At 67.3% G+C, this 13,541-nt stretch carries 13 protein-coding genes; 6 read left to right on the top strand and 7 right to left on the bottom strand.

The window, feature by feature from the left end:
• Positions 1-113: 113 nt before the first annotated feature.
• The 3 genes from tnpC to tnpA form a co-directional block, all read right to left on the bottom strand.
• Positions 114-1,658 (bottom strand): IS66 family transposase, encoded by a 1,545-nt coding sequence (gene tnpC, locus ACT7B3_RS13690; protein ID WP_008175578.1) that lies wholly within the window; start codon positions 1,656-1,658, stop codon positions 114-116.
• Between the two features lie 75 nt (positions 1,659-1,733).
• On the bottom strand, positions 1,734-2,069 hold the full coding sequence (gene tnpB / locus ACT7B3_RS13685; RefSeq protein WP_008175580.1) for an IS66 family insertion sequence element accessory protein TnpB: 336 nt from the start codon (positions 2,067-2,069) through the stop codon (positions 1,734-1,736).
• A complete protein-coding gene (gene tnpA / locus ACT7B3_RS13680; protein WP_008175582.1) occupies positions 2,066-2,443 on the bottom strand; it encodes an IS66-like element accessory protein TnpA in 378 nt (125 codons plus the stop codon). Before tnpA ends, tnpB begins: the two co-directional genes overlap by 4 nt.
• Positions 2,444-2,559: 116 nt before the next feature.
• Between tnpA and ACT7B3_RS13675 the strand changes: the two genes are divergently transcribed.
• Entirely contained in the window at positions 2,560-2,997 is a 438-nt protein-coding gene (locus ACT7B3_RS13675; protein ID WP_445158314.1) for a cytochrome-c peroxidase, read from the top strand.
• Positions 2,998-3,135: 138 nt separating this feature from the next.
• Here ACT7B3_RS13675 and ACT7B3_RS13670 read toward each other — a convergent pair whose 3' ends face one another.
• Together ACT7B3_RS13670 and ACT7B3_RS13665 are read right to left on the bottom strand one after the other, a co-directional pair.
• Positions 3,136-4,392 carry a PQQ-dependent sugar dehydrogenase gene (locus tag ACT7B3_RS13670; protein WP_445158313.1) on the bottom strand — a complete coding sequence of 419 codons (1,257 nt, stop codon included), beginning with the start codon at positions 4,390-4,392 and terminating at the stop codon, positions 3,136-3,138.
• 105 nt (positions 4,393-4,497) lie between these two features.
• Positions 4,498-4,914 (bottom strand): tetratricopeptide repeat protein, encoded by a 417-nt coding sequence (locus ACT7B3_RS13665; protein ID WP_445158312.1) that lies wholly within the window; start codon positions 4,912-4,914, stop codon positions 4,498-4,500.
• Between the two features lie 201 nt (positions 4,915-5,115).
• Here ACT7B3_RS13665 and pqqA point away from each other — a divergent pair, with 201 nt between their 5' ends.
• The 5 genes from pqqA (at position 5,116) to ACT7B3_RS13640 (ending at position 12,191) form a co-directional block, all read left to right on the top strand.
• The gene (pqqA, locus tag ACT7B3_RS13660) at positions 5,116-5,187 is read left to right on the top strand and encodes a pyrroloquinoline quinone precursor peptide PqqA (RefSeq protein WP_445158883.1); all 72 of its coding nucleotides are present in this window, start codon (positions 5,116-5,118) and stop codon (positions 5,185-5,187) included.
• 191 nt (positions 5,188-5,378) lie between these two features.
• Entirely contained in the window at positions 5,379-6,542 is a 1,164-nt protein-coding gene (gene ercA, locus ACT7B3_RS13655; RefSeq protein ID WP_445158311.1) for an alcohol dehydrogenase-like regulatory protein ErcA, read from the top strand.
• A gap of 22 nt (positions 6,543-6,564) precedes the next feature.
• Positions 6,565-8,292 (top strand): ATP-binding protein, encoded by a 1,728-nt coding sequence (locus tag ACT7B3_RS13650; protein WP_445158310.1) that lies wholly within the window; start codon positions 6,565-6,567, stop codon positions 8,290-8,292.
• Between the two features lie 157 nt (positions 8,293-8,449).
• A complete protein-coding gene (nosP, locus tag ACT7B3_RS13645) occupies positions 8,450-9,640 on the top strand; it encodes a nitric oxide-sensing protein NosP (RefSeq protein WP_445158309.1) in 1,191 nt (396 codons plus the stop codon).
• Positions 9,630-12,191, top strand: coding sequence for a NahK/ErcS family hybrid sensor histidine kinase/response regulator (locus tag ACT7B3_RS13640; protein ID WP_445158308.1), 2,562 nt, complete (start codon positions 9,630-9,632; stop codon positions 12,189-12,191). Before nosP ends, ACT7B3_RS13640 begins: the two co-directional genes overlap by 11 nt.
• Here ACT7B3_RS13640 and ACT7B3_RS13635 read toward each other — a convergent pair.
• Positions 12,188-12,865: a response regulator gene (locus tag ACT7B3_RS13635; protein ID WP_444676961.1), complete on the bottom strand. Its 678-nt coding sequence runs from the start codon at positions 12,863-12,865 to the stop codon at positions 12,188-12,190. The two genes, ACT7B3_RS13640 and ACT7B3_RS13635, sit on opposite strands and share 4 nt — an antisense overlap.
• 25 nt (positions 12,866-12,890) lie before the next feature.
• Positions 12,891-13,517: a rhodanese-like domain-containing protein gene (locus ACT7B3_RS13630; protein WP_445158307.1), complete on the bottom strand. Its 627-nt coding sequence runs from the start codon at positions 13,515-13,517 to the stop codon at positions 12,891-12,893.
• Positions 13,518-13,541 lie beyond the last annotated feature (24 nt).

The following is a 13,541-nucleotide window of genomic DNA, read 5'->3' as shown; positions in this document are numbered from 1 at the left end:
AATTTTCTACTTATGGCCTCCTCTTTCTCTCATCGATCTCCCAGGGCATATCCTGCCGTCTAGAGTTGGCACCTTGTCCAGCTTTCGAAGAAGGCTCTCCATACACGTCCGGCCTACACCTTGTTAGGTATGGCCGGTTTCCAGTTGTGGGGCAATAGCTCGTCGATGGCGTTGTTCTTCTGTGTCGGCAGGCGAGTCAGCACATCCTTCAGGTAGGCATAGGGATCATGCCGATTCAGCTTCGCTGACTGTATTAGGGTCATGACCGCAGCCGCACGTTGACCACTGCGCAGTGAACCCGCAAACAGCCAATTGCTGCGCCCCAGCGCCCAGGGTCGGATCTGGTTTTCCACCCAGTTGTTGTCGATGGGCACAGCGCCATCGTCCAGGTAGCGCGTCAGCGCTTCCCAACGTTTGAGGCTGTAATCCAGGGCTTTGGCCGTGCCGGAGCCATCCGGCACTTTCTGGCGATGGGCCAGCATCCACTGATGCAGCGCATCGGCAAGGGGTTTGGCTTTGGTTTGCCGGATTTCCCGCCGCATATCCGGTGGCAGATCTTTGGTTTCCCGCTCGATCTCGTAGAGTCCACCGATGTATTCCAAGGCCTTGGCCGCCAATTCGCTCTTGTTGGCCTCGTGCAGGTCATAGAACTTGCGCCGGGCGTGGGCCATACAGCCGATTTCGGTAATGCCGTTGCCGAACCCGGCCTTGTAGCCAGCGTAATCATCACAGACCAGCTTGCCCCGCCAGTCACCCAGGAAGGTTCGGGCGTGTTCGCCTGCACGGCTGGGTGCGAAGTCGTAAATAGCTGCCTTCAGGTCGGCAAACGGTGTGGTGCAGTAGGCCCAGACGTAGGCCTTGTGGGTTTTCTTCTTGCCCGGGGCCAGCATGCTGACCGGGGTTTCATCGGCATGCAGAACACTGTGTTCCAGCAGAGTATTTCTCAACGCATCCACCAGCGGCTGCAACTGCACACCACAGGCACCCACCCATTCGGCCAGGGTGGAGCGCGGGATTTCCAGGCCGGCACGGCCGAACATGCGTTCCTGACGGTACAGCGGCAGATGGTCGGCATACTTGGCCACCAGCACCTGGGCCAGCAGGCCAGCGGTGGGGATGCCTTTGTCGATCACCTGCGGTGGCACCGGTGCCTGGATCAACGTCTCGCAGCTGTCGCAGGCCCATTTGCCCCGGATGTGACGTTCAACGGTGAACTCACCCGGGACATAATCCAGCTTCTCGCTGACGTCTTCGCCAATGCGCTTGAGCTGGCAGCCACACTGGCATTGAGTATTTTCTGGCTCGTGGTGGATCAGGGTGCGGGGCAGTTCCGGTGGCAGCGGTGTGCGTTTGGGTTGCTGCTTTGGCCGAGCGGCTTTCTGCTCCTCGGTCATCGCCTGTTCCAGTTCGACCTCGATGGAGGCCAGGTCGCTGTCGATCAGTTCGTCCAGCAGTTTTCCCTGAACCGCGTCCAGCTGCTCGCTACGCCGGGCGTACTTATGGCGCTTGAGAATGGCCACTTCGTGGGTCAGCTTCTCGATGACCGCATCACGGTGCACCAGAGCCCGCTCTTTGTTATCAACACGATCAAACAGTTCCGTAGCGAGAGCACGGAGCTGACCGGCAGAGAGTTGGTTGATGTCGGGGCGCTGAGTCATGCCCCTTAGTATGCCAAGCCCTTGTACTGCAAGCGATTCGCAGTTCTGGCTATGGCGGTATTGCTCAGCTTGTGGTTACAGGATTGAGATGACGCCATCGGCCCCAATACGTTGCCATGGCAGGCCCTGAACGAGGGCGGATAACTGTTCTTCGGTCAGACATAACTGTTTGCCTCGCCAGGATTCGCCCCAGTGGAACTTGCCCCGGTTTAGACGACGGGCACACAGCCAGATGCCGAGGCCATCATGGATCAGCACCTTCATCCGGTTGCCTCGCTTGTTGGCAAACAGGTAGGCGCAATGGGGTCTGGCCGAACCGAAGACCTGAACGACTCGTGCCAGAGCTTTATCCGGTCCCGCCCGCATGTCCAGCGGTTCGGTGGCCAGCCAGATCTCATCAATGCGGATCATCCCAACAGATCCCGCAACAAGGCGGCACACTGGTGGGCCTGCTCCGCAGGCCACTCCACGACAACCGCGCCACTGGCGCGGGGAATCTCGATGCGGATGGTGCTACGCTTGTCCGAGACCGAGTGGTGGCTCCGTGCTGAAGTTGCTGCTGGCAGATTGACCGGCACGAACTCCGGCGTTGTCGCTGGTGCTTTAGGCACTCGTCGCGCCTCCTTGATCCAGCGTCGGACCATGTTGGCGTTGAGGCCATTACACAGAGCGATCCGGGAGACGGATGCGCCCGGATCTCGGCACTGGGCGACAATCCCGGCTTTGAATTCCCGGGAAAACCGGCGACGGCGTTGGCAGGGTTTGGTTACGCTTAATTCGTTCATGTTAAGTGTCCACTAGAAAATAAGTGGACACTATCCTGACGACGGCAGCGCCAGGCTCAAGATGGGATCACCGGACGCTTACGTTCGATGCGTGGCTGGAAGGCGACGACGACGCCATGAGCGAATTGCAGGTGCGCGGCCTGGACCGCTTCATGAGCGTGGGCTGCGTGGGTTGCCACAGCGGCAACCTGGTCGGCGGCACCATGCTGCAGCGCTTCGGCGTGATGGAGAACTACTGGGAGCACACCGGCTCGCCCGAGATCATGTCCGGGTTGATGACGGTGACCGGCGAAGAGCGCGACCGCTTCTTCTTCCGCGTGCCGCTGCTGCGCAACGTGGCCAAGACCGGCCCCTACTTCCACGACGGTTCGGTCGACAACCTGCGTCGCGCCACCGCCATCATGGCGCGTGTGCAGCTGGGCCAGGACCTCGACAGCGAGGCGCTGGACGAGCTGGTGGCCTTCCAGGAAGCGCTGACCGGCGAGATTCCGGTGAACTTCCACGCGCCCGAAGGGGTTCCCTTCGAGCTGCCGGAAGGCGTCGAGGCCAACTGAGCCAGACAGTCGCCGGTTGCCAGCGGGGCCGATCGTGATGATCGGCCCCGCTGCGTTTGCGCCCAGCGATGGCACCAGGGGCGGCTGGCTCGTGCAGTACGCCTGGCTCGTGCAGTACGCCTGGCTAGGCGAGAGCCGTCACGGCTCGGACTCGAACACGGGCTCGAGGCGATACAGGCCGCCGTCGCTCTCGTCGGTCAGCACGTAGAGCATGCCGTCGGGGCCCTGGCGCACGTCGCGGATGCGGCCCACCTCGTTCTCCAGCAAGATCTCTTCATGGGCGATGGACTCGCCGTCCAGCACCAGCCGGTGCAGCCGCTCGGCATAGAGCGCGCCGACGAAGAGGTTGCCCTGCCAGCCGGGGAACTCCTCGCCGGTGTAGAACGCCAGGCCCGAGGGCGCCAGGGTCTCGTCCCAGACGTGAACGGGCGGCTTGGCGCCAGGCGCCTCGCGGCCGATGCCGATGAACTCATCGGTATCGTATTCGGTGCCGAAGGATACCTGGGGCCAGCCGTGGTTGCTGCCGGCCTCGGCGACGTAGAGCTGCTCGCCGCCCTGGTTGGGGCCGTGGTCGATGGCCCACAGCGCTCCGGTGTCGGGGTGCAGGGCCAGGCCCTGGTTGTTGCGATGGCCGTAGGAGAAGATCTCGGGACGCAGGTTGCCCGGCTCGACGCCGATGAAGGGGTTGCCCTCGAAGGCGCCGCCGTCCTCGTTGAGGCGGATGATCGAGCCGCCCGGGTCGGTCAGGTCCTGGGAGGGGTAGCGAATGCCGCGGTCGCCGATCGAGAACATCACGCTGCCGTCGCCGGGGAAGACGATGCGCGAGCCGTAGTGGCGTCCGGGCGCGGTGCGCGGCACCTGGGCGTAGATCGTCTCGAGGTCGGTGAGCTCGCTGCCGTCGTCGCTCAGGCGGGCGCGGGCCAGCGCCGTGCCGGTGCCGTACTCGTCGTCGCCCATCACCGAGTCGTCATCGCCGGGGCTGGAATAGGTGAAGTAGATCCAGCCGTTGTCGTCATGGTCCGGGTGCACGGCGACATCCATCAAGCCGCCCTGGTTACCACCCTCGGGCGCGGTTTGCTGGTCCTCTTCGGCATCGATGCGGGGCAGGTTGCCGACCTCGGTGATCTCGTCGTCGTCGACCAGGTAGAGATTTCCCGGGCGCTCGGTGATCAGCATGCGGCCATCGGGCAGCCAGGCCACCGCCCAGGGATGCTCCAGCCCGCCGACCACCTGGACCAGGCGCAGGTTGCCCTCTTCGGTTTCAATGGCGGCCTGGATCTCCTGCTCGGTGACCTCGGGGGCGGCGTGGGCCATGCCGAAGGTGCCCAGGCCAAGGGCGGCGGCAAGCGGGGTGAGGGGAAAGCGGCGCTGGGTTGGGGTTCCTTGTCGTTGCATATCGCGTGGCTCCTTGCAGGCGAGACGGGGGGAGGGCGCCGTGAGGCGACGTCCTTCCCAGCGTAGGAAAACCCGCCGGGGGTCACAAGACGAGGGCGGCAGCCTTCAGTCGTCAGTGTCGGCCAGCGCCTGGTAGTGGCGGCTCAGCGTCGGGTCGGCGGGCAGGCCGGGGGCGCCGGCGGCATAGAGCGCGGCCAGGCGGTGGGCGGCTCGCTGGCTGCCGGCGTCGCTGGCCTGGCGGTAGTACGTCAGTGCCTGCTCCAGGTCGGCGGGCTGGCCGCGGCCATCCTCCAGCATCACGCCGAGCTGGAAGGCGGCGTCGGCATCGCCCTCCTCGGCCAGGCGCTGCCAGATCTCGAAGGCCTGCGCGTAGCGGCCCATCTTGAATTGGCCATAGGCCAGGTAGCCGTCGATCATGCGTGCCTGGGGCGAACGCGGCGACGCCGGTTCCGCCTGGGCCTGAACCTGGGCCGCCGACACCAGCAGCACGAACGCGAGCAGCAGCAGGAGGTGGCGTGGCATGGGGAGTCTCGCTGCGGGGGGAGGGACCTTCGAGGCTAGCCGGGGTGCCCTCGGGTTGCCAGCGCCTAGGCGCCGTTTGGGCCCATGGAAGGGGACGTCTTCCTTCCAAAGTAGCGCCCCGCCGGCGCCAGGAGGTGCTTTACTGGAATGGCAGGCCTGCCCGGGGCGGGCCTGTCCATTCCCCAGTTCAAGGAGACTCCCATGTGGACCAAGCCCTGCTATCGTGACCTGCGCCTCGGCTTCGAAGTGACGCTGTATATCGCCAACCGCTGAGCGAGCCGGTCGCAACGGGGCCTGGCTGGCCCCGTTCGCGCTCACGGCACCCATACCCGACCAAGGGCGTAGGGCACCCGGCCCGGTCGCCCCATACCATGGGAGGCACGTCATCCCGAGACGACACGATAACAATAGCCGCTGCCCTCGGCCTGCCTTGAGGCGGGCGGCGACCAGCGGGAGTACCCTGAATGTCATCCAGCATCACCCGGCTGCGCAAGTTCGTGGCCCCCGAGATCATCTTCGGCGAAGGCGCGCGCCGCGCCGTCGCCAACTACGTCAGTACCTTCGGCGCCGAGCGGGTGCTGCTGGTCTCGGACCCCGGCGTGGTCCTGGCCGGCTGGGTGGCGGAAGTGGAAGCGGACCTGGCGGCCCAGGGCATCGCCTGCCGGCGCTTCACCTCGGTGTCGCCCAACCCGCGCAGCGAGGAGGTCATGGCGGGCGCCGAGGCCTATCGCGAGATGGGCGCCCAGGCCATCGTGGCCATCGGCGGCGGCAGCCCCATGGACTGTGCCAAGGGCATCGGCATCGTGGTCGCACACAATGGCCACATCCTCGACTTCGAAGGGGTCGACACCCTTAGCGTGCCGATCCCGCCGCTGATCTTCGTGCCCTCCACGGCGGGCACCTCGGCGGACATCTCGCAGTTCGCGATCCTTTCCGATCAGCAGCGACGCATGAAGTTCTCCATCGTCAGCAAGTCGGTGGTGCCGGACGTGTCGCTGATCGACCCCCAGGTCACCCTGACCATGAGCCCCTTCCTGACGGCCTGCACCGGCGTGGATGCCCTGGTGCATGCCATCGAGGCCTTCGTCTCCACCGGCAGCGGGCCGCTCACCGATGCCCATGCCCTGGAGGCGATGCGGCTGATCAACGGGCACCTGGTGGCGCTGGTGGCCGACCCGCAGAACCTGGAGCTGCGCTCCCAGGTCATGCTCGGCAGCATGCAGGCCGGGCTGGCCTTTTCCAATGCCATCCTCGGCGCGGTCCACGCCATGTCGCACAGCCTGGGCGGCTTCCTCGACCTGCCCCATGGATTGTGCAACTCGCTGCTGCTCGAGCACGTGGTGGCCTACAACTTCGAGGCCGCCCCGGAGCGCTTCACGCGCATCGCCGAAACCCTTGGCATCGACTGCCGCGGGCTGACTGCCCGTGAGGTGCGCGCGCGGCTGGTCGAGCACCTGGTCGCGCTGAAGGGGGCGGTCGGCCTGACGGGAACGCTGGGCCGGGTAGGGGTCAGCAGCAGCGACGTCCCCTTCCTCACTCGCCATGCGCTGCAGGACCCCTGCATCCTGACCAACCCGCGCCGCTCCGGTCCGCGGGATGTGCAGGTGGTCTACGAGGAAGCGCTGTGATGCGGCCGGCGCGGGTGGCCCGATGAAGAAGGTCACCGACCCCGACGGTTTCTCGGTCAGCCAGCTGCTGGGGCTTGGCCAGCAGTCGGCGCGCAAGAGCTACTACCCCGAGCTGACGGCACGCATGGCCGAGCTCGAGGCCGAGCGCAACCGCTACAAGTGGCTGTTCGAGAATGCCCTGCACGGCATCTTCCAGGCGGTGCTGGACGGCCCCCTGCTGACCGCCAACCCGGCGCTGGCGGCGATGCTCGGTGATGCCACGGTGGAGGTGACCCTGGCGCGCTGCGGCAGCCTGGCCGCACTGTTCGCCGAGCCCGAGGAGGCCGAGGGGGTGGCCGCGCTGCTGCGCCGCCATGGCCACCTGCAGGGGCATACGACCTGGCTGGCCGGCAGCGACGGGCGGCGCGTACCGGTGGCGCTGACGCTGCTGCGCAAGCCCAACCAGGGAGAGGAGATCCTGGTCGAGGGCTTCGTCGCCGATATCACCGAGCGCGAGCGGGCGCGCCAGGAGCTGCTGGCGCTCAACGCCCGGCTCGAGGCGCGGGTGCGCGAGCGCACCCAGCGCCTCGAACAGCTCAATACCGACCTGGCCGGCGAAGTGGCCGAGCGGCGGTTGATGGAGCAGCAGCTGCGCGCCGCCCGCGACCTCGCCCAGGAGGCCAACCGCAGCAAGGACCGCTACCTGGCGGCGGCCAGCCATGACCTGCTGCAGCCGCTCAATGCCGCGCGGCTGCTGGTGTCGACGCTGCGCGAGCGGGAGCTCGACGCCGATTCGCTGCGCCTGGTCAACAGCATCCACCTGTCGCTGGAGGGCGCCGAGGAGCTGCTGACGGACCTGCTCGATATCGCTCGGCTCGACCAGGAGCGCATCCAGCCGCAGCACGAGTGCTTCCCGATCTCGCGCATGCTGTGCGGCCTGGTGGCCGAATATGCCCCGCGGGCCCAGCGCAAGGCGCTGCGCTTTCGCTGCGTCGAGAGTTCGGTGTGCCTCAACAGCGACTTTCGCCTGCTCGGGCGGGTGCTGCGCAACCTGCTCTCCAACGCCTGCCGCTATACCGAGTCGGGCGGCGTGCTGCTGGGGGTGCGTCGCATCGGCGCCATGGCCTCCATCGAAGTGCATGACACTGGCCCCGGTATTCCTGCCGACCAGCTGCAGGCGATCTTCCGCGAATACCACCAGCTCAACGCCGAACGCGCCCGCCATCGCCAGGGCGTGGGGCTGGGCCTGGCAATCGTCGAGCGCATTTGCGAGCGCCTGGGGCTGGCGATCAGCGTGACCTCGACCCCCGGGCGCGGCTCCTGCTTCGCCGTGCGGGTGCCGATCTGCGCGCCGCAGGCCGAACATTGGCAGCGCCCCGAACTGCTGCTGCCGGCCGGGCCGCTGCAGGGCCGGCGCCTGCTGGTGGTGGACAACGACAGCAGTATCCTGGTGGGCATGCAGGCGCTGCTGGAGCAGTGGGGGATGCAGTGCGACGTGGCCCATGATCTGGAAGAGGTGCTGATGCTGGACCTGCCCCCGCCCGATGCGCTGCTGGTCGACCTGCACCTGGATGCGGGCGAGACCGGCGACCAGCTGGTCGCCAAGCTGCGCCGCCACTGGCAGCTGCCTCGCCTGCCGGCGGTGGTGATCACCGCGGATCGCTCCGATGCCTGGCGTCGGCGCCTGGCCGACGGCAACATTCCGCTGCTGCACAAGCCGCTCCGGCCAGGGCGGCTGCGCGCCGTGCTGAGCCAGCTGCTGCGCCAGTGACGCCGCAGCCGCAAGGCGCCAGCTCAGCCGGCCCGGCGCGCGATCTACGACCTTCGTTCTGGTTCGGCGTACGGCCATCAACACTCAAGTGCTATGTTGCTGCTTTGCATCAAGGCCTAGACTGACAGCAGTTACCCGACCTGCGCGCGAGGCTGCCATGTCAGTGCCATTAGCGGTATCAAGGATGGAAGAGACCCTTTCGCTGGATGCCCCGCTGCGAGTCGCCCAGTCATCCCAGCGCGATCCGGAGCAGGCCGCCCAGCAGCTGGCCAGCCGGCTGCTGAGCCCCTATCTGGAAGGCGTGCTGTTTTTCTGCTCGGCGGAGTACGACCTGCCCGCCCTGGCCGCGGCCCTGGAGGCGCACCTGGGCGGGGTCAAGCTGTGCGGCTGCACCACCGCCGGCGAGCTGGGGGTCGACGGCTACGCGCGCGGCTCGGTCCTGGCGTTGGGATTCGACCGCCGCGCCTTCTCCTTCGACTACCGGCTGATCCGCGAGCTCGATACCTTCTCGCTGCTCGATGCCCAGCGCATCACCGACCAGCTGATGGAGCACTGCACGCACTCGGGGGTGGCGCCGATCAAGGGCCATACCTTCGCCATGACCCTGCTCGACGGCCTCTCGGCCTGCGAGGAGCAGGTGCTGCTTACGCTGACCTCGGTGCTGGCCGGCATACCCCACTTCGGCGGCAGCGCCGGCGACGACAATCGCCTGACCGGCACCTACGTCTACGGCGAGGGCGCCTTCCACGACCGCGCCGCGGTGGTGCTGATGGTGAACACTGCGCTCGACTTCGAGGTCTTCTCGACCCACCACCTGCGCCCCAGCGGCGAGAAGCTGGTGGTGACCGCGGCCGACTGCGAGCGCCGCCGGGTGCTGGAGCTGAACGCCGAGCCGGCGGCGCTGGAGTACGCCCGGCTGGTCGGCTGCGCGCCCGAGGCGCTGGGCCCCGAGGTGTTTGCCCGCCACCCGCTGGCGGTGAAGCTGCACGACAAGACCTACGTGCGTGCCATCCAGAGCGTCAACCCCGACCTCAGCCTGAGCTTCTACTGCGCGGTGGAGACCGGCATCGTGCTGACCGCCATGCAGGAGTCCGACCTGCTCGAGGACCTTGGGGGCGAGATCGCCGCCATTGCCGACCGGCTGGGGCCCGCCGAATGCGTCCTCGGCTGCGACTGCTTTCTGCGCCGGCTGGAGTTGGAGCAGGCCGGCCTTGCGACCCGCGCGCGCGACTTCTACCGCGAGCAGCGGGTGATCGGCTTCAACACTTACGGTGAGCACTGCAGCGGCCTGCACCTCAACCAGACGTTCAGCGGGGTCTACATCGGGCAGTATCGCCGTGACCACTGAGCGTGAGCGCGAGCTGGAACGCCAGGTCGCCAAGCTCAAGCGCATCAATGCCGCGCTGATCGAGCGGGTGGAGGCGAGCAACCTGCCGCGCACCGCGCCCTATGCCGCCTTCGAGCATGCCGCGCTGCTGGCGGAGCAGGTGCGCGAGAGAACTCGCGCGCTCAACCAGACCATGCACGAGCTGCGTGCCAGCAACCGTCTGCTGGGCGAGGCCAGGGAGCGTGCCGAGCAGGCCAATCAGTATCTGGTCGATGCCATCGAGAGCATCACCGACGCCTTCGTGCTGTTCGACGGCGAGCAGCGCATCCAGCGCTTCAACAGCCGCTTCGCCGACTTCTGGCGACCGGCGGGGATCGAGATCCGCGCCGGCATGTCGCTGGACGAACTCAAGCGCCTGGCGCTCACCTCCGGCCTGGTGGTCAGCGAACAGCTCCGCCAGCGCCAGGGGCGCACCGTCTACCAGCTGCACGACGGGCGCTGGGTGCAGATCCACCAGCGGCCGATCCGCGGCGGCGGGCGGGTGTTCCTTTACGTCGACATCACCGAGCTCAAGCGCCAGGAGCACGCCCAGCGCGAGCATGCCCTGGCACAGAAGTCGCGGCTGCTGCAGGCGACCCTGGACAGCCTCTCCCAGGGCGTGGCGGTGATCACCCGCAGCGGCTTGCTGGAGATGCACAATCAGCGCTTTTCGGAGCTGACCGGCCTGGCCGACCTGGGCCTGCCGGTGGCGCTGTCGGCGCTGGGCGGCAACAGCGAGCTGGTGCAGCCGGCCGATGCCGACGGAGTGCTGCCGGCCTGCGAGCGCCGCCTAAGCGACGGCCGCGTGGTGGAGGTGCGCGGCCACCCCATGCCGGGCGGCGGCCAGGTGCTGACCTACACCGACATCACCGAGCGTATTCGCCAGGCCGAGACGCTGGCCGAGCGCGAGCGCTGGATCCGTACCATCACCGACCAGGTGCCGGCGATGATCGCCTACCTCGACCGCGAGCTGCACTACGTCTTCACCAATCGGGTCTACGAGGCGTGGTACGGCTGGCCGCATGACCTGCTGCTGGGCTCGTCGCTGAGCGCGCTGCATGCGCCCGATCACGTGGCCCGGCTGATGCCCTACCTCAAGCGGGTGCTGGCGGGTGAACGCATCAGCTTCGAGCTGCCGGAGCAGAATGCTGGCGGCGAGCACCGGGTGCTGCTGCGCTCCTACGTGCCGCACCGCGACAACGACGGCAGCGTGATCGGCTTCTTCGTGCTGATCCGCGACATCACCGAGCAGCGCAGAACCGCCGAGGCGCTGCACCATGCCTACCAGAACCTCGAGCAGCGCGTGCGCGAGCGCACGGTGGAGCTGACCCGCGTCAACGGGCAGCTGCGCGAGGAGATCGAGGAGCGCCTGGCGGCCGAATGCCAGCTGCGCGATGCCAAGACCGAGGCCGAAGCGGCCAACCTCTCCAAGACCAAGTTCCTGGCGGCGGTGAGCCACGACCTGCTGCAGCCGCTCAATGCGGCGCGGCTGTTCGTCGGGGCGCTGGTCGAGCAGGAGATGTCGGCGGCCAACCTGGAGCTGATCCAGCAGGTGGGCCACTCGCTGAAGGACGTCGAGACGCTGCTCGGCACCCTGGTCGACATCTCCAAGCTGGATGCCGGCGTGGTGGTGCCCGAGATCGCCCCGTTCGCTATCCGCGAGCTGCTCGATGGCCTGGCGCGCGAATACCGTCAGGTCGCCGCCAGCGAGGGGCTGGGCTTTCGCTACGTGGCTTCCTCGGCGCTGGTCAGCAGCGATATCTCGCTGCTGGCGCGGGTGATCCGCAACCTGCTCAGCAATGCGGTGCGCTACACCCCCGGCGGTCGACTGCTGCTGGGCTGCCGCCGCCGCCGCGATGGCCTGGAGATCCAGGTGCTGGACACCGGCTGCGGCATCGCCGACCACGAGCGCGAGCTGATCTTCCAAGAGTTTCGCCGCCTGCACACGGCCGCGGCCCGCGATCGCGGCCTGGGGCTCGGGCTCTCCATCGTCGACAAGATTTCACGCATGCTCAACCAGCCGGTGCGGGTGCGTTCGCGGGTCGGGCACGGCACGCTGTTCAGCGTGCTGCTGCCCTATGCGCGACAGCTGCCGGCCGACGAGCCGCGGCTGCCGGCGGTCACCGGGGCGGGGCGCGAACTGGTCGGCACCCGGCTGTGGGTGGTGGACAACGACCCCGCCATCTGCCTCGCCATGCGCCACCTGCTGCAGCGCTGGGGCTGCGAGGTGGTGGTGGCCGAGGACGAGGAGCGCCTGGCGCAGCAGGTCTGCCTGGCCGAGGCGACGGTCGATGCCCTGATCGTCGACTATCACCTGGACCACGAGCGCAGCGGCGTGGCGCTGGCCGAGCGCCTCAACGCGCAGCGCCGGCAGCCGCTGCCGGTGCTGGTGATCACCGCCGACCACAGCCGCGAGCTGCGCCAACAGGTGCGCGAGCTCGGCTTCCTGCTGCTCAACAAGCCGGTCAAGCCGCTGCGGTTGCGTACCACCCTGCAGCAGCTGGTGGCGGAGGCGCCGGCGCAGCTGAGCTAGGGCTTGCGCAGGTAGCGGCTGAAGTCGATGTCGCTGGCCGAGAGGATCGCCTGGACCCGGTTGCTAACGCCGAGCTTGCGCAGGATCGCCGAGACGTGGGCCTTGACCGTGGTCTCGGCGATGTTGAGATGGTAGGCGATCATCTTGTTCGACTCGCCGCGGGTCATATGTTCGAGCACCTGAAGCTGCTTGCGGGTCAGGGTCTCGAGCTGCTCGGCGGTGATGGTGCGCTCGGTCGACTCCTGGGGCCGGCTGCTGGTGGTGCGCATGATGTCCGAGGGCAGGTAGATGTTGCCCTCGAGGATCTGGGCGATGGCCTTGACCAGCTGCTCCTTGGGCGATGACTTGGTCAAAAAGCCCACCGCGCCGCAGGAGACCGCCTGCAGCATGACGTTCTTGTCCTCTTCGGCGGAGATGATTGCCACCGGCACGGTAGGGGCCTCGTTGCGCAGCTGGATCAGGCCGGTCAGCCCGCTCATGCCGGGCATGTTGAGATCGAGCAGGATCAGGTCGAGGTCCTCCACCTGGGCGGTCAGGGCCAGGGTGTCGTCGAGATTCTCCGTTTCCAGCAGCTCGCTGCCGGGAAAGCCGTCGCCGACCACCCGGGTGATGGCATCGCGAAACAGCGGATGGTCGTCGGCGATCAGTATTCGGAAGGCGGGGTGCTGGTCCATCTTGTTGTTATCCTCGTGACACTCATCAATGGGGTTCGGCAGCGGCCGAGGCGAACGGCGGCGTGCGTGGCGTGGCGATCTCCAGCGGATGGCCGGCCGCTTCCCAGCTGTCGATGCCGTCACGATACCAGTAAAGCCGTTCGAAACCCGCCTCGGCCAGGCGTTTCACGGCGTTCCAGGAGAGCCAGCAGTCGGACCGGCAGATCACCACGATCGGCAAGGTGGGGTCGCCGCCGCTGGCGGCGGCGACCTCGGCCACCAGGTAGCCCACCCAGTCATGGCGGCTGTAGTACCAGTCGTCGCTGAGGTGGCCAAGGCCGGTGTTGGGCAGCCACAGCGCCCCGGGCAGCGTGAAGTGCGGCTCGGTCTGCAGGAAGCGACCGTGGAGGAAGGTGAGGTTGATCACGTCGACCACCAGCGCCGGCGGCGTTGCGTCCAGCAGGCCGGCCACGTGCTGCGTGTCTACCGTGGTGGCGCCGGGGACGGTTTCCGGGGTCGGGCTGCGGTAGCGGTCGATGCGATAGCCCTGCTCGGAGAACAGCAGGGGGTCGTGGCCGGGCGGCACGGCCATGGCCGGTACCGGCCACAGCGCCACTGCCAGCCATGGCACCACCGTCAACAGCGTGAATAGACACCGGTACGCGAGCGACATGCAGGCCCCTTGGGAAGTCGTCCC

It is taken from the genome of Halomonas sp. E14 (assembly GCF_052568415.1).
Note: the sequence above shows the minus strand (reverse complement) of the source record. Positions and strands in the feature narration are given on the sequence as shown.

What these genes read in the sequence shown, in the direction of transcription:
- tnpC (WP_008175578.1), bottom strand. Translation starts at nt 1,658, where the DNA reads ATGACTCAGCGCCCCGACATCAACCAACTCTCTGCCGGTCAGCTCCGT.
- tnpB (WP_008175580.1), bottom strand. Translation starts at nt 2,069, where the DNA reads ATGATCCGCATTGATGAGATCTGGCTGGCCACCGAACCGCTGGACATG.
- tnpA (WP_008175582.1), bottom strand. Translation starts at nt 2,443, where the DNA reads ATGAACGAATTAAGCGTAACCAAACCCTGCCAACGCCGTCGCCGGTTT.
- ACT7B3_RS13675 (WP_445158314.1), top strand. Translation starts at nt 2,560, where the DNA reads ATGAGCGAATTGCAGGTGCGCGGCCTGGACCGCTTCATGAGCGTGGGC.
- ACT7B3_RS13670 (WP_445158313.1), bottom strand. Translation starts at nt 4,392, where the DNA reads ATGCAACGACAAGGAACCCCAACCCAGCGCCGCTTTCCCCTCACCCCG.
- ACT7B3_RS13665 (WP_445158312.1), bottom strand. Translation starts at nt 4,914, where the DNA reads ATGCCACGCCACCTCCTGCTGCTGCTCGCGTTCGTGCTGCTGGTGTCG.
- ercA (WP_445158311.1), top strand. Translation starts at nt 5,379, where the DNA reads ATGTCATCCAGCATCACCCGGCTGCGCAAGTTCGTGGCCCCCGAGATC.
- ACT7B3_RS13650 (WP_445158310.1), top strand. Translation starts at nt 6,565, where the DNA reads ATGAAGAAGGTCACCGACCCCGACGGTTTCTCGGTCAGCCAGCTGCTG.
- nosP (WP_445158309.1), top strand. Translation starts at nt 8,450, where the DNA reads ATGTCAGTGCCATTAGCGGTATCAAGGATGGAAGAGACCCTTTCGCTG.
- ACT7B3_RS13635 (WP_444676961.1), bottom strand. Translation starts at nt 12,865, where the DNA reads ATGGACCAGCACCCCGCCTTCCGAATACTGATCGCCGACGACCATCCG.
- ACT7B3_RS13630 (WP_445158307.1), bottom strand. Translation starts at nt 13,517, where the DNA reads ATGTCGCTCGCGTACCGGTGTCTATTCACGCTGTTGACGGTGGTGCCA.